Source organism: Tepidimonas sp., assembly GCF_046292505.1.
Classification (GTDB): domain Bacteria; phylum Pseudomonadota; class Gammaproteobacteria; order Burkholderiales; family Burkholderiaceae_C; genus Tepidimonas.
On sequence record NZ_JBKBQX010000004.1, the window covers coordinates 98,574 to 117,234 of the forward strand.

17 protein-coding genes are annotated in these 18,661 nt (G+C 68.9%); 4 read left to right on the top strand and 13 right to left on the bottom strand.

Annotated features, from left to right (window positions below):
• Nucleotides 1–3: 3 nt before the first annotated feature.
• The gene (locus ACK4TH_RS03585; RefSeq protein ID WP_409622776.1) at nucleotides 4–555 is read right to left on the bottom strand and encodes a C40 family peptidase; all 552 of its coding nucleotides are present in this window, start codon (nucleotides 553–555) and stop codon (nucleotides 4–6) included.
• A gap of 49 nt (nucleotides 556–604) precedes the next feature.
• Nucleotides 605–1,660, bottom strand: coding sequence for a DNA polymerase III subunit delta (gene holA / locus ACK4TH_RS03590; protein ID WP_409622779.1), 1,056 nt, complete (start codon nucleotides 1,658–1,660; stop codon nucleotides 605–607).
• Between the two features lie 60 nt (nucleotides 1,661–1,720).
• On the opposite strand from holA, the gene rocF reads away from it, so the two are divergent.
• Nucleotides 1,721–2,677: an arginase gene (rocF, locus tag ACK4TH_RS03595; protein WP_409622782.1), complete on the top strand. Its 957-nt coding sequence runs from the start codon at nucleotides 1,721–1,723 to the stop codon at nucleotides 2,675–2,677.
• Nucleotides 2,678–2,824: 147 nt separating this feature from the next.
• Here the strand turns inward: rocF and lptE are convergent, their stop codons facing one another.
• The 4 genes from lptE to ACK4TH_RS03615 all read right to left on the bottom strand — a co-directional run bounded on the left by lptE (nucleotide 2,825) and on the right by ACK4TH_RS03615 (nucleotide 7,597).
• Nucleotides 2,825–3,376: an LPS assembly lipoprotein LptE gene (gene lptE, locus ACK4TH_RS03600; RefSeq protein WP_409622785.1), complete on the bottom strand. Its 552-nt coding sequence runs from the start codon at nucleotides 3,374–3,376 to the stop codon at nucleotides 2,825–2,827.
• The gene (leuS, locus tag ACK4TH_RS03605) at nucleotides 3,376–6,078 is read right to left on the bottom strand and encodes a leucine--tRNA ligase (protein ID WP_409622788.1); all 2,703 of its coding nucleotides are present in this window, start codon (nucleotides 6,076–6,078) and stop codon (nucleotides 3,376–3,378) included. Before leuS ends, lptE begins: the two co-directional genes overlap by 1 nt.
• A 98-nt stretch (nucleotides 6,079–6,176) precedes the next feature.
• Complete coding sequence (dapB, locus tag ACK4TH_RS03610; RefSeq protein WP_409622791.1) at nucleotides 6,177–6,992, bottom strand: 4-hydroxy-tetrahydrodipicolinate reductase; 816 nt, start codon at nucleotides 6,990–6,992, stop codon at nucleotides 6,177–6,179.
• 23 nt (nucleotides 6,993–7,015) lie between these two features.
• Nucleotides 7,016–7,597, bottom strand: coding sequence for an outer membrane protein assembly factor BamE (locus ACK4TH_RS03615; protein WP_409622912.1), 582 nt, complete (start codon nucleotides 7,595–7,597; stop codon nucleotides 7,016–7,018).
• Nucleotides 7,598–7,728: 131 nt separating this feature from the next.
• Here ACK4TH_RS03615 and fur point away from each other — a divergent pair, with 131 nt between their 5' ends.
• A complete protein-coding gene (gene fur, locus ACK4TH_RS03620; RefSeq protein WP_068607825.1) occupies nucleotides 7,729–8,169 on the top strand; it encodes a ferric iron uptake transcriptional regulator in 441 nt (146 codons plus the stop codon).
• 28 nt (nucleotides 8,170–8,197) lie between these two features.
• Here the strand turns inward: fur and hprK are convergent, their stop codons facing one another.
• The 3 genes from hprK to hpf form a co-directional block, all read right to left on the bottom strand.
• The gene (gene hprK, locus ACK4TH_RS03625) at nucleotides 8,198–9,148 is read right to left on the bottom strand and encodes an HPr(Ser) kinase/phosphatase (protein WP_068607827.1); all 951 of its coding nucleotides are present in this window, start codon (nucleotides 9,146–9,148) and stop codon (nucleotides 8,198–8,200) included.
• Between the two features lie 37 nt (nucleotides 9,149–9,185).
• The gene (ptsN, locus tag ACK4TH_RS03630) at nucleotides 9,186–9,656 is read right to left on the bottom strand and encodes a PTS IIA-like nitrogen regulatory protein PtsN (RefSeq protein ID WP_068607829.1); all 471 of its coding nucleotides are present in this window, start codon (nucleotides 9,654–9,656) and stop codon (nucleotides 9,186–9,188) included.
• Between the two features lie 132 nt (nucleotides 9,657–9,788).
• Nucleotides 9,789–10,121: a ribosome hibernation-promoting factor, HPF/YfiA family gene (hpf, locus tag ACK4TH_RS03635; RefSeq protein WP_409622797.1), complete on the bottom strand. Its 333-nt coding sequence runs from the start codon at nucleotides 10,119–10,121 to the stop codon at nucleotides 9,789–9,791.
• 366 nt (nucleotides 10,122–10,487) lie between these two features.
• Here hpf and corA point away from each other — a divergent pair, with 366 nt between their 5' ends.
• Nucleotides 10,488–11,474, top strand: coding sequence for a magnesium/cobalt transporter CorA (corA, locus tag ACK4TH_RS03640; protein WP_409622800.1), 987 nt, complete (start codon nucleotides 10,488–10,490; stop codon nucleotides 11,472–11,474).
• A gap of 134 nt (nucleotides 11,475–11,608) precedes the next feature.
• The gene (locus tag ACK4TH_RS03645; RefSeq protein ID WP_409622803.1) at nucleotides 11,609–14,026 is read left to right on the top strand and encodes an adenosylcobalamin-dependent ribonucleoside-diphosphate reductase; all 2,418 of its coding nucleotides are present in this window, start codon (nucleotides 11,609–11,611) and stop codon (nucleotides 14,024–14,026) included.
• Between the two features lie 73 nt (nucleotides 14,027–14,099).
• On the opposite strand, the gene ACK4TH_RS03650 is transcribed toward ACK4TH_RS03645, so the two are convergent.
• From ACK4TH_RS03650 to ACK4TH_RS03665, 4 genes are read right to left on the bottom strand one after another with little or no spacing between them, the layout of a single operon-like run.
• On the bottom strand, nucleotides 14,100–14,702 hold the full coding sequence (locus ACK4TH_RS03650) for a hemerythrin domain-containing protein (protein WP_409622807.1): 603 nt from the start codon (nucleotides 14,700–14,702) through the stop codon (nucleotides 14,100–14,102).
• Nucleotides 14,699–15,328: a nitroreductase gene (locus ACK4TH_RS03655; RefSeq protein ID WP_409622810.1), complete on the bottom strand. Its 630-nt coding sequence runs from the start codon at nucleotides 15,326–15,328 to the stop codon at nucleotides 14,699–14,701. Before ACK4TH_RS03655 ends, ACK4TH_RS03650 begins: the two co-directional genes overlap by 4 nt.
• Nucleotides 15,329–15,364: 36 nt before the next feature.
• Complete coding sequence (locus tag ACK4TH_RS03660; protein ID WP_409622813.1) at nucleotides 15,365–17,344, bottom strand: methyl-accepting chemotaxis protein; 1,980 nt, start codon at nucleotides 17,342–17,344, stop codon at nucleotides 15,365–15,367.
• A gap of 30 nt (nucleotides 17,345–17,374) precedes the next feature.
• Nucleotides 17,375–18,625: an NnrS family protein gene (locus ACK4TH_RS03665; protein ID WP_409622815.1), complete on the bottom strand. Its 1,251-nt coding sequence runs from the start codon at nucleotides 18,623–18,625 to the stop codon at nucleotides 17,375–17,377.
• Nucleotides 18,626–18,661: the final 36 nt, after the last annotated feature.

Below are 18,661 nucleotides of genomic sequence, written 5' to 3' on the forward strand. Positions count from 1 at the left end.
GGATCAACGCGCCAGCGGCAGCGGCGTTTGCGCGGCATCCACCCGGCGCGCGCCGTTGAAGCGCCGCGCCCAGTAGCGATCGTTCATGTCGCTGATCTTGACGCTGTCGCCCTTGCTGGGGGAGTGGATGAACTTGCCATCCCCCAGATAGACGCCGACATGGCTGAACGCCCGGCGCATGGTATTGAAAAACACCAGATCGCCAGGGCGCAGCTCGTCCTTGGCGATGGGGGTGGTGGCCTGTGCCTGCTCGGCGGCGCGCCGTGGCAGCACCAACCCGAGCGTGTTGGCATACACATAGCGCACGAAGCCGCTGCAGTCGAAACCGGTCTCAGCGGTGCTGCCCCCCATGCGGTAGGGCACCCCGATCAGGCCCAGCGCGGTGTTCATCAGCTGGCTGGCCATCAGGCCCGTCTCGGTGCCAACCGATTGCAGCTGGCCGAGCAGGCCCTCTGTGGCCGGCGCGCCGACCTCAGGAGCCGCGGGCGCCACTGGCGCGGCATGGGCGGCCACGGTCATCAGCGCAGACAGGAGTAGGGCGGCGATTCGACGCATAACCATAGATGCTAACAGAAGCCGCAACCGGCCCCGGACACCGCACGGTTCAGCGTGCGGCGGCACACCCGGCTGCCACGGCAAAGGCCAGGCGTTGCAGCGCCAGCCACGGATCGGCCGGCCAGTCGGGGGCGCTCAACCCCTTGACGATGCCATCCACCGTCTGCGCGTCGGCCAGCCAGCGCCCGGTCTGCGCCACCCGCAGCCGGGGCAGCAGGCGCTCGTAGCGCTTCTCGCGCGGGCCCCAGACACGCTGTTCGCGCAGCACCAGCGGCAGCGGCTGCCCGCGGTCCATCGCTTGCCGCGCCCGGTGCAGGGTGCGCACCTCCTCGGCCAACGCCCAGTGCACCGGCACGGGGGCCACCCCTTCGGCGCGCAGCCCGTCCAACATGCGCTGCACGCGCGGCAGCGCCCCGTCCAACACCGCCTCGGGCAGCCGGAAGGGGTCGTAGCGCGCCACGTCCAGCACCGCCGTGCGCACCTGCTCGAAGGACAGCTCGCCCGGTGGGTACAGCAGGCCCAGCTTGGCGACCTCCTGGTGCGCCGCGAGCAGGTTCCCCTCCACCCGATCGGCCATGAAGGCCAGCGTGCGCCGGCCCTCTTCGCCCGCGGCGACATGCTGCCCCTGCTGGCGCAGGCGCTGCGCGATCCAATCGGGCAGTTGCGCCCGCTCGACGGGATCCACGCGAACCACGGCGCCATGCGCCGCCAGCGCCGTCCACCACGCGCTCTTGAGCGCGGTGCCATCCAGCCGGGGCAGCAGCACCAGGGTGACGGTGTCCGCCGAGGCGGCGGCGGACTCGGCCAGGCGCTGCAACGCCTCTGCCCCGTCCTTGCCCGGCTTGCCCGACGGAATGCGCACCTCGATCAGGCGCTTGTCGGCAAACAGGCTCAGGGCGCCGCCGGCAGCCAGGATGCCGCTCCAATCGGTGTGCGCACCCGCCACTGTGAAGACGCTGCGCTCGACATGCCCCGCCGCGCGCGCGGCCGCGCGGATGGCGTCCGCCGCCTCCTGCACCAGCAGGGCCTCGTCGCCGTGCACCACATACAAGGGCGCCAGCGCACGCTGGAGCTGGGCGGGCAATTGGGCGACACCGATCTGCATGGCGGGGATTCTAGGTGGCATGCCACACTATCCGCTTCGTCACTATCGACACCGTCCGCCATGAGCACGACTTCGTTTCCTCCCGTCGCCCTCGTGGGCGCTCCCACTGACATCGGCGCCGGCGCGCGCGGCGCATCCATGGGCCCAGAGGCGCTGCGCGTCGCCGGCCTGCAAGCGGCGCTGGAGTCCCACGGCCTGCAGGTGGAAGACCGCGGCAACCTGAGCGGCCCGGCCAACCCGTGGCGCCCCGCCGTGGATGGCTACCGCCACCTGGACGAGGTGGTGGCATGGAACCGCGCGGTGCACGACGCCGTGTACGCCGAACTGACAGATGGGCGCCTGCCGATCCTGCTGGGCGGCGATCATTGCTTGGCCATGGGCTCCATCAGCGCCGTGGCGCGCCACTGTCGTGCCACGGGTCGCAAGCTGCGCGTGCTCTGGCTGGACGCGCATGCGGATTTCAACACCTCGGCGCTCACCCCCAGCGGCAATTTGCACGGCATGCCGGTGGCGTGCCTGTGCGGCTTTGGTCCCCAGGCGCTGGTGTGCCTGGGCGGCGAAGGCCCGGCGCTGCGGCCGCAGCAGGTGCGCCAGATTGGCATCCGCAGCGTCGATGCGGGGGAGAAGCGCTTCGTCCACGAACAGGGCCTGGAGGTGTACGACATGCGCTACATCGACGAAATGGGCATGCGCCACACGATGGAACAAGCCCTGACGGGCCTGGACGCCGACACCCACCTGCATGTCAGCTTCGACGTCGACTTTCTGGACCCGGACATCGCGCCTGGCGTGGGCACGACGGTGCCCGGCGGCCCCACCTACCGCGAAGCCCAGCTGTGCATGGAGATGATCGCCGACACCGGCCGCCTGGCCAGCCTGGACGTGATGGAGCTGAACCCCGCGCTGGATGTGCGTAACCGCACCGCGTTGCTGGCGGTGGATTTGATCGAGAGCCTGTTTGGCAAAAGCACCTTGATGCGCGAACATCAGGTGCGCAAATCCACGTTTCAAACGTAAACTTGCAAAACTTTGATCCCGCGCAACGCCCACTCTACGCTGCTGCGGCTGGCGCGCGGCCTTCCGGTGCTGGCCATCACCGGGCCGCGCCAGGGCATTGCGGCCTGACCCGTTCCGGGCGGACTTGGCCCGATATCCGCGCAACCCTCAGTTCGGCGACGCCACGGCCGCCAGCCGCACCAGCAACTGGCGCACGACCGCCGCGCGCATGTCGTCGAACAGCAAAGCCTCTTCCGCCTCTTTGCCGAGCACGACGGTTTCGGAGAAGCTCAGCTCGCGCTCCTGCAGCAGCTCGGTGGGCTGGATCAGCTCGCGCCCGGTCGGTGTGCGCAGGACGAACCGGAAACGCCGCCGCAACGCCAGCTCGCGCACCTGGCCGGCCGCCGTGGTGCCGACCACGACCCGCTCGCGCTGGTCCTGCAGCACCTGCAACACCACATCCGCGGCAGGCGCCGGCTCAGGCCCTGGTGCCCCGGCTGCGGATGGCCGCGAGGCATCGAGCACCCCCACCCCCGCCGCCTGGAGCTGGGCGCGCAGGCTGTCGAGCACGTCGGAGTCGGCGGCCGCCTGCAACCGCAGCGTGCGAAACGCAAAGCGCAAGCCCGTCCCCCGAAACTGGAAGCCACAGCCCGCCAGGGCCGCGGCCGCCAAGGCCCCGACCGCCAGCCCACGCACCCAGGCGCGCCGCGTCGCCACCATCAGACCACCACGTTGACCAGACGCCCCGGCACCACCACCACCTTGCGGGCGGGCTGACCGTCGCTGAATCGGGCAAATTCCGGCGAGGCCAGCGCCGCCGCTTCGATGGCCGCGCGGTCGGCATCGGCCGGGACCGTCAGGCTGCCGCGCAGCTTGCCGTTGATCTGCAGCACCAGCTCCACCTCGTCGCGGCGCAGCGCCGCCTCGTCCGCCTGCGGCCACGGCGCATCGAGCAAATCGCCCAGCGCGCCGGCGTAGCCCAGGGACTGCCACAGGACGTGCGTCAGGTGCGGCGTGGCCGGATACAGGCAGCGCAGCAGGATGCCGAAACCCTCGATCAGCGCCACGCCGCCGCCGGCCTCGTCCGCCGGGTCGAACGCCTCCAGCGCGTTGAGCATCTTCATGCAGCCCGACACCACGGTGTTGTACTGCATGCGCTGGTAGTCGTAGTCCACTTGCTTGAGCAGGGTGTGGATCTCGTGGCGCAGCGCCTTGGCGCGCTTGCCATAGGCCACATCGGCCAGCGATGCCGCACCCTGCGCGGCCTGCGTCGCCCCGGCCCAATCGGCCTGCGCGAGCCGCTGACCAAACGCCCAGACGCGCTTGAGGAAGCGGTAGCTGCCCTCCACCGCGGCGTCGTTCCACTCCAGCGTCGCTTCCGGCGGCGCGGTGAACATGGTGTACAGCCGCGCGGTGTCGGCGCCGTAGCGCTCGATCAGATCTTGCGGATCGACGCCGTTGTTCTTCGACTTGGACATCGTGCCGACGCCCTCGTAGTCGATCGGCGTGCCGGCCGGCAGCACGCCATCGGCACTGGGCACATCGCGCTTGAGACGCGCGCCGACGATCTTGCCCCCCTCATCCAGCACATGTTCCACGTCGTGCGGCCAGAAGTACTCCTTGGCCCCCTTGGCGGTGCGGCGGCTGTAGATGTGGTTGAGCACCATGCCCTGCGTGAGCAGGCGCTGGAACGGCTCATCCACCTGCACCAGCCCGAGGTCGCGCATCACCTTGGTCCAGAAGCGCGCATACAGCAGGTGCAGGATGGCGTGTTCGATGCCGCCGATGTACTGATCCATCGGCATCCAGTAGCGCGTCCCGTCGGCCACCATGGCATCCGCATCCGTGGGGTCGCAGTAGCGCATGAAATACCAGGACGAATCGACGAAGGTGTCCATGGTGTCGGTCTCGCGCCGCGCGGGCTTGCCGCACTTCGGGCAGTCGACCTTCAGGAACGCCTCGCATTTGGCCAGCGGGTTGCCGCTGCCGTCCGGGATCAGATCCTCCGGCAGCACCACCGGCAGGTCTTCGTACGGCACCGGCACCGGCCCGCAGTCGTCGCAGTGGATGATGGGGATCGGCGTGCCCCAGTAGCGCTGGCGGCTGATGCCCCAGTCGCGCAGGCGCCACGTCACCTTCTTCTCGCCCAGGCCCTTGGCGGCCAGCAGCTCGGCCACCTTGTCCACGGCGGCCTGATACGGCAGGCCATCGAGCGGCCCGGAGTTGACGCAGCGGCCGCGCTGCTTGTCGGCGTACCACTCGGCCCAGGCCTGCGGCGAGAACGTCTCGCCTTCCACCGCGATGACCGGCTTGATCGGCAGGCCGTACTTCTTGGCGAACGCGAAGTCGCGCTCGTCGTGCGCCGGCACGCCCATCACCGCGCCGTCGCCGTAGCCCATCAGCACGTAGTTGCCGACCCACACCGGCACCGCCTCGCCGGTGAGCGGATGGGTCACCGACAGGCCCGTCGGCATGCCTTCCTTTTCTTTCAGCGCGAGCTCCGCCTCGGTGGTGCCGCCGAGCTTGCAGCGCTCGATGAAGGCCGCCAGCGCCGGGTTGCCGCGCGCCGCGTGCGCGGCCAGCGGGTGCTCCGGCGCCACCGCGCAGAAGGTTACGCCCATGATGGTGTCGGCGCGGGTGGTGAACACCCACAGCCGCCCGTCCTGGATCGGCTCGCCGCGCTCGTCACGGATGTCGTGCGGGAAGGCAAAGCGCACGCCCTCGCTCCTGCCGATCCAGTTTTCCTGCATCAGCCGCACGCGCTCGGGCCAGCCCGCCAGGAAGTTCGGGTCGTCCGGATCGGCCACCGCCGACAGCAGCTCCTCGGCGTACTTCGTGATCGCCAGGTAGTAGCCGGGGATCTCGCGCTTTTCCACCAGTGCGCCGGTGCGCCAGCCGCGCCCGTCGATCACCTGCTCGTTGGCCAGCACGGTCTGATCGACCGGGTCCCAGTTGACCACCTGCGTCTTGCGGTAGGCGATGCCCTTTTCCAGCATCTTCAGGAACAGCCACTGGTTCCACTTGTAGTACTCAGGGCTGCAGGTGGCGATCTCGCGGCTCCAGTCGATGGCCAGCCCCATCGCCTGCATCTGCCGCTTCATGTAGGCGATGTTGTCGTAGGTCCACTGCGCCGGCGGCACGCCGTTCTTGATGGCGGCGTTCTCGGCCGGCAGGCCGAAGGCGTCCCAGCCCATCGGCATGAGGACGTTGTAGCCCCGCATGCGCAGCTGGCGCGCCATCATGTCGTTGATGGTGTAGTTGCGCACGTGCCCCATGTGCAGCTTGCCGCTGGGGTAGGGCAGCATGGAGCAGGCGTAGAACTTGGGCTTGGACGCGTCTTCGGCAACGCGGTAGGCGTCGCGCGCAGCCCAGTGGGCCTGGGCGGCAGCCTCGACATCGCGGGGGGAGTAGGTGTCTTGCATGGCGCAAAGTCGACAACGAGCGGGCGAGCCGCGCCCGATGCGCGGCCCAACGTTGCGCGACATTGTAGGTGGAGCGCCCCCGTCGGCGCCCGCGCCGCTCAGCGCAAGCCCAGCACGTCCGCCATGTCGAACAGCCCCTGACGCCGCCCGGCCAGGAAGCGCACCGCGCGCAGGCTGCCCTGGGCATAGGTGGCGCGGCTGCTGGACTTGTGGGTGATTTCGATGCGCTCGCCCGTGCCCAGGAACATCACCGTGTGGTCGCCCACGACATCGCCGCCGCGCACCGTGGCAAAGCCGATGGTGGACGGGTCACGCTCACCGGTGTGGCCATGGCGCTCGTAGACGGCGCAGTCCTTCAGATCGCGGCCCAGCGCCGCGGCAATCACTTCGCCCATCTGGAGCGCGGTGCCGCTGGGGGCATCCACCTTGTGGCGGTGGTGGGCCTCGACGATTTCGATGTCGTAGCCGGTGGCCAGAGCGCGCGCCGCCATCTCCAACAGCTTGAGCGTAACGTTGACGCCCACACTCATGTTGGGCGCCAGCACGATGGGAATGCGCTGCGCGGCCTCGGCGATGACGGCCTTTTGTGCCGCGGTAAACCCGGTGGTGCCGATGACCATGGCCGTGCCGTGGTGCACGCATGCGGCCAGGTGGGCCAGGGTGCCCTCGGGACGGGTGAAGTCGATCAACACATCGCTGGCGGCCACGGCGGCGTCCACGTCGGCCCCGATGGCCACGCCCGCGGGCTGCCCCAAAAAAGCGGCGGCGTCTTGCCCCAGGGCCGGGCTGTCGGGACGGTCGAGCGCGGCGGACAGCACGCAGTCGTCGGCGGCTTGCACGGCCTCGATCAGCATGCGGCCCATGCGGCCGCTGGCGCCGGCGATGGCAACGCGGTGGGGGGTGGAAGCGGTCATGGCAACGGGCGGGAGCGAGGCGGTCAGCGCGGCTCGAGCGGCGGATAGCTAGGCGCCGCGGCGGAAGCGGGGCCAGGGGCGGGTTGGGAGGCTGCAGGCCCAGGGCTGGCGGCGCGGGGGGCGGGCGTCTTGGCCTCGAAGGCTTTGAGCTGCTCCTCGGTCGCCTCGAGCACCGGAGGTTGTGCCGCCTTGCGGCGCACGTCCAGGGAAGAGACGAATTCCTCCTCGGTGGGCAGGTCGTCGGCCTGCACCCGTTCCAACCGATCACCCTGGAAGAACACGCTGACCACGCGCCGCTGCGGAGCCTGGCCCTGGCGCTGGAAGGTAAAGACGTAATCCCAGCGGTTGGCGTGGAAGACGCTGGCCACCAGCGGCGTACCGAGGATGGCCTGCACCTGCTCGCGCGTCATGCCGGGCTGCAGGGCTTGCACCTGCTCGCGCACGACCACGTTGCCCTGCAGGATGTCCATGCGATAGGGGGTGACCAAGCCGCCGACGGTGGACAGCCGCGACGCGGCCTCGTCCAGGGCGCTGCAGCCGGTCAGGGCCAGCAGCGGGGCGAGCCAGACGGCCCGGCGAACCAGGCGCCGCGGGGTCGAGCGCATCGGGGGGGCGGCAGGTTTCATGGCGTGGGACGAATGGGCACACGGGCGCGCAGGACTCGGCGCGAGGTTATATCATCGGGCCCATTGTAGTGGCGCGCGCCCCGGGCCGCCCGCAACCACCCCCTGCACGCATGACCGGCATCGAAGAACTCAAAAACACGGGGCTCAAAGCCACGTTGCCGCGACTGAAGATCCTGGAGATCTTCCAGTCGGGGCGCCAGCGCCACATGACGGCCGAGGACGTCTTCAAGGTGCTGCTGGACGAGCAGTCCGACATCGGCTTGGCCACGGTGTACCGGGTGTTGATGCAGTTCGAGCAGGCTGGGATCCTGGTGCGCAGCAACTTCGAGTCCGGCAAGGCCGTCTACGAGCTCAACGAAGGCCAGCACCACGACCACTTGGTGTGCCTGGATTGCGGCCGGGTGGAAGAGTTCTACGACGCCGAGATCGAGCGGCGCCAGCAGGCGATCGCGCAAGAGCGCGGTTTTGCCCTGCAAGAGCACGCGCTGTCGCTGTACGCGCACTGCCAGCGGACCGATTGCCCCCACCGCAGCCGGCCGCGGCGGGGCTGACGGGGCAGCCGGGCAGGCCTGCCGTGGATCAATCGTCGCGCAGCATGGCGGCGCGCTGGCGCTGCACGAATTCCTGATAGGTGTCGATGCCGCGCAACTGCAAAATGGCGTTGCGCACGGCGGCCTCGACCAGCACGGCGATGTTGCGCCCCGCCACCACCGGAATGACGGCCTTGCGAATGGCCACGCCCAGCACGTCTTGGTAGATGGGCTCGCTGGGCAGGCGCTCGTAGTCGCGCTCCAGCGTCGCCTGGCGCACCAGGTGAACGATGAGGCGCAGCCGCATCTTGCGGCGCACCGCGGTTTCGCCAAAGATGGCCTTGATGTCCAGCAGCCCGATGCCGCGCACTTCCAGCAGGTTTTGCAGCAGGTCGGGGCAGCGGCCTTCGACGATGGTCTGGTTGACGCGGTAAACATCGACCGCGTCGTCGGCCACCAGGCCGTGGCCGCGCGAGATCAGCTCCAGGCCCAGCTCGCTCTTGCCCAGACCGGATTCGCCGGTGATCAGCACGCCCAGCCCCAGAATGTCCATGAAGACGCCGTGCATCGTCGCCCGCTCGGCAAAGTGGCGCGACAGGTAGGCGCGCAGCACGTCGATCACGAACGCCGCCGAAGCCGCGGTGGCAAACAACGGGATGTGCGCGCGCTCGCACATCGCCACCAGCTCGGCGGGCGGGGTCTGGTCGTCGGCGACGACGAGCAGCGGCGGCTCCAGCGTGACGATGCGCGCGACACGGCGGCGGCAGTCCTCCGCCGTGGAATTGAGCAGGTAGGCGACCTCGCGCACGCCCAGCACCTGGGCGCGGTAGGGGTGGATGTAGTTGAGGTGGCCGACCAGATCGGCACCCGACCGGGCCTCGGACACCGCCTTGTCGTGAAAGCGCCGCTCGGAAGCCGTTTGCCCCGCGACCCACTGCCATTTGAGGGTTTCGCGGTGGTCCTCGAACAGAACGTCGGCGCTGACGGCGCTGGGTTTCATGATGGGCAAACCGGCGGCACGCGGCCGCCGCGCGCGATCAGGCCGCCGCGTGCGCGGACTGCCAGCCCGCGATCAGGCCGTGCAGGGTGGCGGCATTGTCGGCGCTGCGCAGCTTCTCGCGCAAGGCCGCGTCGCTCAACAGCTCGGCGATTTCCGACAGGATTTCCAGATGCTTCTGGGTGGCTGCCTCGGGCACAAGCAAAAAAATCAACAGGTTGACGGGCTGCTCGTCCGGCGCGTCGAAGCCGATTGGCTGGGCCAGTTGGAACACCGCCGCCATGGGCTGCTTCAACCCCTTGATGCGCCCGTGCGGGATGGCCACGCCATGCCCCAGCCCGGTGGAGCCTAGCCGCTCGCGTGCAAACAGGCTGTCGGTGACGAGCGCACGGTTGAGGCCGTGCAGGGATTCGAACAGCAGACCGGCCTCCTCGAACGCGCGCTTCTTGCTCGTGGCCTCGACGGCCACGAGCACGTGTTCGGGCGGCAGGATCGCAGAGAGTCGGTTCATCGGGGTATGCCTCGAAACGAGGGGGCCATTATGCCCCCATCGCCGCCATGCTGCCGTGGCCGGAAAACGACAAACCGCTTGGCGGTGGCCAAGCGGTTTGCGGCGCGGCAGCCGCGGCTGCCCAGAACACACTCAGACGACTTCGCGCTTCAGCGGCAGATGGTGATGCTCCTGCGCCTTGTCCTTGTAGCGCAGCACCTGGCGATCGAGCTTGTCGGCCAGCTCATCGACCGCCGCGTACAGGTCGGCGTGCGTGCTTTCGGCGTAGATCTCCTTGCCCTTGACGTGAATGTTGCATTCGGCCTTCTGGCGGTGATCCTTGTCCTTGATCTTGTCGACGGTGAGCAGGACGCGGATGTCCACCACCTGGTCGAAATGGCGCGAGATGCGCTCCAGTTTACTCGCCACGTAGCTGCGCAGTGCAGGAGTGACGTCGAGGTGGTGTCCGCTGATGGTCAGGTTCATGAAGAGCCTCCTTTCGCTCCGGGGGATGGTTCGGCTGCCGAGGGCCGAACGGCGGGGCCGGACGGGCCGACCCCTCGCCTCTACTATGCCTGTTTGAAGCGGGCGTGACAAGCGAGGTTCCCGGCCTGCGAGCGCGCCGCCAGCGCCCCCACCGCGCGCGCACGGTGCGATAATGCACGTCGTATCTTTTTCGTTGGAGTCCCCGCCGTGGAAAGCAGCCCTAGTCGCGTGCTTTCGACGCCGGAACGCCAGACCTGAGGCGCCGCCCCGCCCTCTGTGGCCCGGGCGCCCGCACCAGGGCCGGTGACCGGTGATCGAAAGCACTCCCCGATCACCGTCGCCCACCCCCCCAGCCGGAAGCGCCCCATGCTCAACGTCTTCACGCTCGTCAACGGCCGTCTGTTCCAGGAAGAAATCGATTCCCTGGAGGATCTGGCGCGCTTCAAACCCATTTGGGTCGACATGGAGTCACCCACCTCGGAGGAGCGCCGCTGGGTGCGGCAGCACTTCGGCCTGTCCATCCCCGAAGACGCGATCGACGACGACATCGAGGAGTCGGCCCGCTTCTTCGAGGAGGACAACGGCGAGCTGCATGTGCGCTCGGACTTCCTCATCGACGATGAGGACGATCCGCGCCATGTGCGGGTGGCCTTCATTCTGAACGAGCGCAATCCGGACCTCAAAAGCCACGGGGTGCTGTTCTCCATCCACGACGAGGATGTGCCGGTCTTTCGCCTGCTGCGGCTGCGGGCGCGGCGCATGCCGGGCCTGATCGACGACGCCAAGGACGTGCTGCTGAGCCTGTACGACACCGACGCGGAGTACTGCGCGGACACGCTCGAGGACATTTACGACGACCTGGAGCGCATCAGCGCCAAAGTGCTGTCGGGACAGGTGACGGACGACATCGCGACCGAGGTGCTGGCGGCCATCGCCCGCCACGAGGACATGTCGGGCCGCATTCGCCGCAACATGATGGACACGCGGCGCGCGGTCAGCTTCATGATGCGCTCGCGCATGCTGTCGGCCGAGCAGTTCGAGGACGCCCGCCAGATCCTGCGCGACCTGGACTCGCTGGACAGCCACACCGCCTTCCTGTTCGAGAAGATCAACTTCCTGATGGATGCCACGATCGGCTTCATCAACATCAACCAGAACAAGATCATCAAGATCTTTTCGGTGGCGTCGGTCGCGCTGCTGCCACCAACGCTGATCGCCAGCATCTACGGCATGAACTTCCAGTACATGCCCGAGCTGAACCAGCCCTGGGGCTACCCGGCCGCGCTGGTGCTGATGGTGGCCAGCGCCGTGGGGCCGATGCTGTACTTCCGCAAGCGCGGCTGGCTCAAATGAGCGGGTGAGCGGGCCGGGCCCCGCCGGCATCGACCGTTGGGACTAGGCCATCGGAAGGATGCGCCGGCGTGGCCAGAACGCGCCAGTAGGTGTCCAATAAAGCCTGTCGTCAACCGGCGCCCCGCCCGATCGCCATGGACCGCTGCCCGCCCCTCGACCCCACGCCGCCGCTGCCGCCTCAGCCCATCAGCCAGGACGTGTTGCGGGAGAAATACCTCAAACCCGGCGAACAGGGACTGGACGATCTGCTCGACCGCGTCGCGCACGCCCTGGCCACCCCCGAACCTCCCGAACAGCAGGCGCAGTGGGCCGCGCGCTTTCGTCAGCATCTGGCGCAGGGAGCGGTTGGCGCCGGGCGCATCATGAGCGCAGCTGGCACCGGCATCCAGGCCACCCTCATCAACTGCTTTGTGCAGCCCGTGGGTGACTGCATCCAGGGCATGGACGACGACGGCTACCCTGGCATTTACGAGGCGCTGCGCGAGGCCGCCGAGACCATGCGCCGCGGCGGCGGTGTCGGCTATGACTTCTCGCGCATTCGCCCGCGCGGGGCGCGGGTACGCGGCACCGCCTCCACCGCCAGCGGTCCGTGCAGCTACATCAACGTATTCGACCAGTCGTGCGCGACGGTGGAAAGCGCCGGCGCCCGCCGCGGCGCGCAGATGGCGGTGCTGCGCATCGACCATCCCGACGTGCTCGACTTCATCACCGCCAAACGCACGCCGGGGCGGTGGAACAACTTCAATGTCTCGGTCGCGGTGCCGGACGCCTTCATCGAGGCCGTGCAGTCCGACGCCGCGTGGGAGCTGGTGCACCGCGCCGAACCCTCCGACGAACTCAAAGCCGCCGGGGCGGCGCGCAGGGCCGATGGCCTGTGGGTATACCGCCGCCTGCCGGCGCGCGAGCTGTGGGACACCGTCATGCGCTCGGCCTACGACTTTGCCGAGCCGGGCGTGCTGTTCCTCGACACCATCCAGCGCGACAACAACTTGCGTGCGATCGAGCACATCGAGGCGACCAACCCGTGCGGCGAGCAGCCCCTGCCCGCCTATGGCTGCTGCTGTCTGGGGCCGCTGATCCTGCCGCGCTTCGTGCGCCATCCGTTCGGGCATGGCGGGACGGCGCGGTTCGACTTCGAGGCCTTCGCGCAAGCGGTGGCGGTGCAGGTGCGGCTGCTGGACAACGTGCTGGACGTGACGCACTGGCCGCTGCCGCCGCAACAGGCCGAGGCGCGCGCCAAGCGCCGCATCGGCGTCGGCTTCACCGGGCTGGGCGATACGCTGATCATGCTCGGGCTGCGTTATGACCGCGACGAGGGCCGCGCGATGGCCGCCCGCATCGCGCGCACGATGCGCGACGCCGCCTACCGCGCCTCGGTGGCGCTGGCGCGCGAAAAAGGAGCCTACCCCCTGTTCGACGCCGATGCCGTGCTGGCCGACGGCACCTTCGCCAGCCGGCTGCCTGACGATCTCAAGGCCGCCATCCGCGCCCACGGTCTGCGCAACAGCCACCTGCTGTCGATCGCGCCCACCGGCACCGTCAGCCTGGCCTTCGCCGACAACGCCTCCAACGGCATCGAGCCGGCCTTCGCGTGGACCTACACGCGCCGCAAGCGCGAGGCCGACGGCAGTGTGCGCACCTACGAGGTGCAGGACCACGCCTGGCGCCTGTACCGGGCACTGCACGGACCGCAGGCCCCCTTGACCGAGGCTTTCGTCAGCGCCTTGGAGATCGCGCCCACCGACCATGTGGCGATGATGGAGGCGGTGCAGCCCTACATCGACTCGGCCATTTCCAAGACCGTCAACGTCCCGGCCGACTGCCCCTACGAGGCGTTTCGCGACCTCTATCTGCACGCCTGGCGCGCCGGTCTGAAGGGGCTGACGACCTACCGGCCCAATGCCATCGTCGGCGCCGTGCTGAGCACCGCTGCCGAATCCCCCGCCACGGCGCCGGCGGCCCCCGCGCCCGACCCCATGCGCGCAGTGATCGAGAAACGTCCACGCGGCGCGCTGGAGGCCGTGGCCGAAAAGATCGAATACTGGACCGCCGAGGGCCCCAAGACGCTGTATCTGGTGGTGTCGTTCCTGCCGGTGACACAGGCCGACGGCACCCCGCGCAGCCGGGCGATTGAGTTCTTCATGCCGGTGGGCCAAAGCGGCGAGTCGCAACAATGGATCTCGGCCAGCATGCGGCTGCTGTCGCTGGCGGCGCGCGGGGGCTTCCTGGAGCGGGCGCTGGCCGACATGCGCAAGGTGGTGTGGGACCGCGGCCCGGTGCGCCTGGGCGAGCGCGTGCGCGAGGACGGCGCGCGCGTGCCCCTGTGGCACGACTCCGAGGTGGCCGCCATCGCCTACGCGATCCAGCAGATCATCGAGCGCAAAGCGCGCCCGGCCACTCTCCCGCATGCGCCTGGCGCGGCTGCCGCGATCGGCGCAACGCCCGCGCCCTTGCCCGGGCGCAAATGCCCCGAGTGCGGAGCGCGCGCCGTCATCCGACGCGATGGCTGCGACCACTGCACCGCCTGCGGGCATATCGGCGCGTGTGGTTGACGACGCGCCGCACCCGACCAAGGCTTGCGGAGCAGGTTGATCGCGAACCTTCGGCAGACGGCCTCGCCCAAGATCAACGCCGCACCTGCGGCGACTTGAGCGGCACGCCCACCGTGGTGGGGGAGGCGATGGCCCGACGGACCCTCATGTCCTCGGCCATGGCCGCCCGATCGGCGGCAGCCATGGCATGCTCGGCCGCCACGAAGACCTCGCCCTCTTCGGTGGCGATGTGGGATTCGTAGCGCTGCACGAAGCGCGCCAGACATTGCCGGTCGTCGCTCGACCAGCGCCAGCCCGCGTCGCCCACGGCAGCCTGCAAGCGCGACAAGACCGAGCGCAAGTGTGCCCAGTCGTCGGCCATGGCGGCGTGGTCCGCCTGCAAGCGTTTCACCATGGCGTCCAAGCGGGCATCGCCCAACGCGAGCACACGCGAAAAGACGTGCAGCTCCTCATCCTCGTGATGCAACGGAGCAGCCTGATCGAAGTAGCGCTGCACCTGGGCAGCGGCCTGTGCCGCCTGGGTGTCGACCCCATGCACCTCGACATGGGCCACCAAGCGCTGCAGCAGGTCGAGCGTGCGTTCGACGCGATCATGGCAGGCCCGCAACCACTCGAATGGATGCTCGTGGTCCGCTTGAGGCTCCGCCCTGCCACCGACCGGAATCGCCCCTGTCATGCCATCCCTCCGACCGGTGAACCCGGTGCCCAGACCGACAACAACTGCATCGGCGCCGGGCGAACGCGTGCCGGACGCGCCTGGCCCACCGTGCCGATGCTCAGAAAGCACACCGGCATGTCGGCATCGGACAGCGCAAACGCCTGCCGCAATACGGCCGAATCCAGCGCCTTGCCGCTGGTGAGCGCCGACCCGTAGCCCATCGCCGTGGCCATCAGCATGACATTCTGCACCGCGCAGCCCGCGCTGATGAGCCGCTCGCGCACCGGCACGTCCTCGACGTGCGGGCGGGCATCGACGACCAGCAGCCACAACAGCGGAGCGCGGCGAGCCTTCTCGCGGGCCTGAGCCTGCTGCTCGACGGTCGCCGTCGGGTCACGCTCGCGCAACGCCTGGGCGAACACGTCCCCCAGCGCGTCGCGAGCGGCCACTGGCACGTCGATGAAACGCCAAGGCATCAGCTGTCCATGGTCGGGCGCGGCGGCCGCCGCGGTCAGCAGCCGCTCGATCTCGGCGGCACTCGGCCCCGGTTCCACCAACCGTTTGGGCAGCACAGTCTGGCGCCGGGTGATCCACTCCAGCGCCCAATCGGCCCCCTCCCGCCATGGGCCCGAGGTGGGTGCCATGAGTGGTGCGTCGTCCATTGGCCTCCTCGACATCCCTCAAGTCCGGACATGCCGGAGTTTGAAACGGTTGATCTGCCGACGCAACGCCTGCACCTGCTCGTCCAGCGTCTTGACCGCCGCCGCGTTTTCTTCGACCAGCGCGGCATTGCTCTGCGTCACATCGTTGAGCTGCTCGACGGCCTCGTGGACTTGGTCGAGGCTTTCGGATTCCGCTCGGGTCTGCTGCTCCAGGGCATTCATCGCCTCGCTGACGGCCCGGATGCGTTCCACGGCGTCGGCCACGGCCTGGTCCGCCTGCTGGGCGCGTTGCGCCCCGGCCGCGACTCGATGGATGTTGTCATCGACGATGGCGCGGATCTCCCGCGCCGCCTGGGCACTGCGCTGGGCCAGCGCACGCACCTCGCTGGCCACGACGGCAAAACCTCGGCCGGCCTCCCCAGCCCTTGCCGCCTCCACCGCGGCATTGAGGGCCAGGATGTTGGTTTGAAACGCAATGCCATCGATGACGGCGACGATTTCACCGATGCGCTTCGACGAACCATCGAGATCACCGATGGCGCGCGCCAGCTCCGCCACCAGCCCGCCCACGACCTGCGCGCTGCGGGCCGCCTCGGCACTCATACCGCGCACATCTTGGGCCGTCTGCACGTGGGTTTGCACGGTTTGCTGCACCCCGCGGGCGGTGGCAGCGGTCTGTTCGACGGCCGCTGCCTGCTCTTCGGTGCGAGCACTCAAATTCAGATTGGCATCGGCAATCTCCCGGGAGGCATCGGCCACGGCGTTGGCCGCATCCTGAATGCGCGCCAGCACGTGGTGCAGCCGCTCCTGCATGTGGTGGATCTGCATCAGCAAATCGGCCACCTCGTCGCGCCCATGCACCTCGAAGGTGACGGTCAGATCGCCCTGGGCAATGGCGCTGGTGGCCAAGTGCGCTTCGGCCACGCTGCGGCGAGTCATGACCACGAACGCCGCGCCGAGGTACATCACGGCCAACAGCAGCACGGTGGTCACCCCCACCGCGACGATCAGCCCCCACATCGCCCGCTGCGACGCGCGGCGCATCCCCGCCAACAGCGCGTCTTGCGCATCGGCCCTGAACGCCATCAAACCCTCGATGACCTGGGTGCCGGCGGCAAAGAAAGCGGCCGGGGCAACGGCCGCCTCACGCCCGCCAAAGGCCTGCTGCGCCAAGCCCCGAAAATCCTTCAGACGCTGCCGGAAACGGTTCCATGACCCCGGCGGGGAAGCCCCCTGCTGACGCTGCGCCATGGCAAGGCGGTGGTCGATGAGGGCGACGGCCGATTCGGCGCGCGCCAGCCGCCCCAGCACCAGACCGATGCCGGCCGCGTCCGACACGCCGCTGACCAGCAAACCGCTGCCCGCGCCCCGCGCCACCGCAATGTCTTCGCTCAGGGGCAGCACCCGATCGATGACGATATCCTGCAAGGCCCACAAATCGGCCTGCGGCAACTGGTAGAGACCCGACTGTTCGCCCACCAGCCGCAGCTGGGCAAACAACTCTTCGACGATCTGCGAATGCGCCTCGAACACGGCGCCGCGTTCACCCTGGGCGGCCGACTGCACCAAGGTCTGGATCGCCGCGCGGATGGCGGGCCACCGTCCGTTCGGATCCAGTGAGGGCTCGGAGCGCATCACCGCATCGAGTGCGGCCACGCTGCCCTGCCAACGCTGGGCCGCCGCATCGCGCTCGGACGCCACCGCGGCATCGCCCCCCAACAACCGGTGCGTCAACCCCCGGTGGGTCTGCGTGGCGATGATGACGTCACCGATGGCGCGCGCCACATCGGCCCCCCTCTCCGCCATCACGGCAGCGTTCCACTCGTGCCAGCGCTGTTGAACCTGCAAGCCCAGCGCCGCCATCAACGGTGGCACCAGCATCGCGCCCATCAGCATCAGCTTGGCACGCAGGCGCAGCCGGCCCAAGATGCCCTGGACCGGCCGAACCCACAGTGGCAAACCGCGGGCACCCCCGTGTTCGAGTGTCGACGGCATCATGGCTCACCCATTCCTGTTTCCATCGGGGTGTCAGCCAGGACGGCCATCGGGGCGCGGTCGGCCATACCACGACAGCAGCCGCACGCCCCACGGCCCGAGCGCGCCCAACCACGCCAACGCGGCCAACAGCAGACCCCAGGGTTCGTGGGGCCAGGCGGCGCTGCTGATACGCAACACGACGGCCCCCTGCAACGCCCAGAAGCCCCACCAGGTCGCATCGTCGGCCAGCAGCTTGCGCCCCCCGTGCCCGCATGATACGCGCGTGACCATGGCATACAGGATCGACCCCACAAAGCCCATCGTCAGCGCATGCCAGGCCCCCAGGCCGAGCAGCGGTACCCCTTGCCGAAGGCCCAGCAACTGGGCGGCGCCCAACAGGCAATACGCCAACCCCAGCCACAGCACCCCCAGATGCAGCATGGCGAGCAACCGAATGCTCAGCGCCTGAACCAGCCCCCACACCAGGGCCAGCCACAACACGATGCTGCCCACCACCAGTTCGAACAAGCCGCGGCTCAGCATCCACCCCCGCGAGGGCCCCTGCTCCTGCAGCAAGCCGCCCCACTCGAACGCCGCCTCCGCCACCGCGGCTGCCAACAGCACGATCAGCACCCACCACGGCCGCCAGACCTCGACCATCGGCAAAGCGCTGGAGGTAAAAAACGGGACCAATCGATGCAAGGCGGCGACAAACACAGGGATCACATACAGCCAGACCGCCGAGCGCACCACCACCAAGGCCAGAGGAATCGCTTCGCCGATCAGGGCCAGTGCCAACGCGACCAGATGGATCACCCCCATCCATCCGGCCACCGCAATGATGGTGGCGTGCCAGCGGTCGTCCGCCCGGCTGCGTCGCAGCAAAACCGTGAAGCGCATCGCCACCCACGCCTGCCCGGCCGCGGCCAGTGCCAACCCAGGCACCGCCCAGACCAAACCCCAGTGCCCCCCGAACAGCCATGCCGTCCAGCCGGTCAGTTGCAGCGTCACCGGCAGCAGCAGTGCCTGCGCAGGGGGCGCCGCCACCGCCAGCCATTTGGGTCCGGCGGTAAATTGGAAACCCGCCACGAACAGCGGGATGAAACCCAGCGTCATCACCGCCCCATGCACCAGAATGGGAGCGAGCCCCAACGGCGGTACGCCCAAGGGCCAAACGCGCAACAGCAGCATCCACCCCCACCACAGCGACGCGGCGAGCAAGACTGCCATCGCTGCCGCAAACCCCAGTCGGTGCGGCGCCAGCAACAGCGTGCGCCAATGCCAACGATCATGCCGCGGCATGGCCGGTGGAACCGGGGAGAAGCGGGCAGGCACCGT

Coding starts and splice junctions, on each gene's coding strand:
- ACK4TH_RS03585 (WP_409622776.1), bottom strand. CDS start 555: ATGCGTCGAATCGCCGCCCTACTCCTGTCTGCGCTGATGACCGTGGCC.
- holA (WP_409622779.1), bottom strand. CDS start 1,660: ATGCAGATCGGTGTCGCCCAATTGCCCGCCCAGCTCCAGCGTGCGCTG.
- rocF (WP_409622782.1), top strand. CDS start 1,721: ATGAGCACGACTTCGTTTCCTCCCGTCGCCCTCGTGGGCGCTCCCACT.
- lptE (WP_409622785.1), bottom strand. CDS start 3,376: ATGGTGGCGACGCGGCGCGCCTGGGTGCGTGGGCTGGCGGTCGGGGCC.
- leuS (WP_409622788.1), bottom strand. CDS start 6,078: ATGCAAGACACCTACTCCCCCCGCGATGTCGAGGCTGCCGCCCAGGCC.
- dapB (WP_409622791.1), bottom strand. CDS start 6,992: ATGACCGCTTCCACCCCCCACCGCGTTGCCATCGCCGGCGCCAGCGGC.
- ACK4TH_RS03615 (WP_409622912.1), bottom strand. CDS start 7,597: ATGCGCTCGACCCCGCGGCGCCTGGTTCGCCGGGCCGTCTGGCTCGCC.
- fur (WP_068607825.1), top strand. CDS start 7,729: ATGACCGGCATCGAAGAACTCAAAAACACGGGGCTCAAAGCCACGTTG.
- hprK (WP_068607827.1), bottom strand. CDS start 9,148: ATGAAACCCAGCGCCGTCAGCGCCGACGTTCTGTTCGAGGACCACCGC.
- ptsN (WP_068607829.1), bottom strand. CDS start 9,656: ATGAACCGACTCTCTGCGATCCTGCCGCCCGAACACGTGCTCGTGGCC.
- hpf (WP_409622797.1), bottom strand. CDS start 10,121: ATGAACCTGACCATCAGCGGACACCACCTCGACGTCACTCCTGCACTG.
- corA (WP_409622800.1), top strand. CDS start 10,488: ATGCTCAACGTCTTCACGCTCGTCAACGGCCGTCTGTTCCAGGAAGAA.
- ACK4TH_RS03645 (WP_409622803.1), top strand. CDS start 11,609: ATGGACCGCTGCCCGCCCCTCGACCCCACGCCGCCGCTGCCGCCTCAG.
- ACK4TH_RS03650 (WP_409622807.1), bottom strand. CDS start 14,702: ATGACAGGGGCGATTCCGGTCGGTGGCAGGGCGGAGCCTCAAGCGGAC.
- ACK4TH_RS03655 (WP_409622810.1), bottom strand. CDS start 15,328: ATGGCACCCACCTCGGGCCCATGGCGGGAGGGGGCCGATTGGGCGCTG.
- ACK4TH_RS03660 (WP_409622813.1), bottom strand. CDS start 17,344: ATGATGCCGTCGACACTCGAACACGGGGGTGCCCGCGGTTTGCCACTG.
- ACK4TH_RS03665 (WP_409622815.1), bottom strand. CDS start 18,625: ATGCCGCGGCATGATCGTTGGCATTGGCGCACGCTGTTGCTGGCGCCG.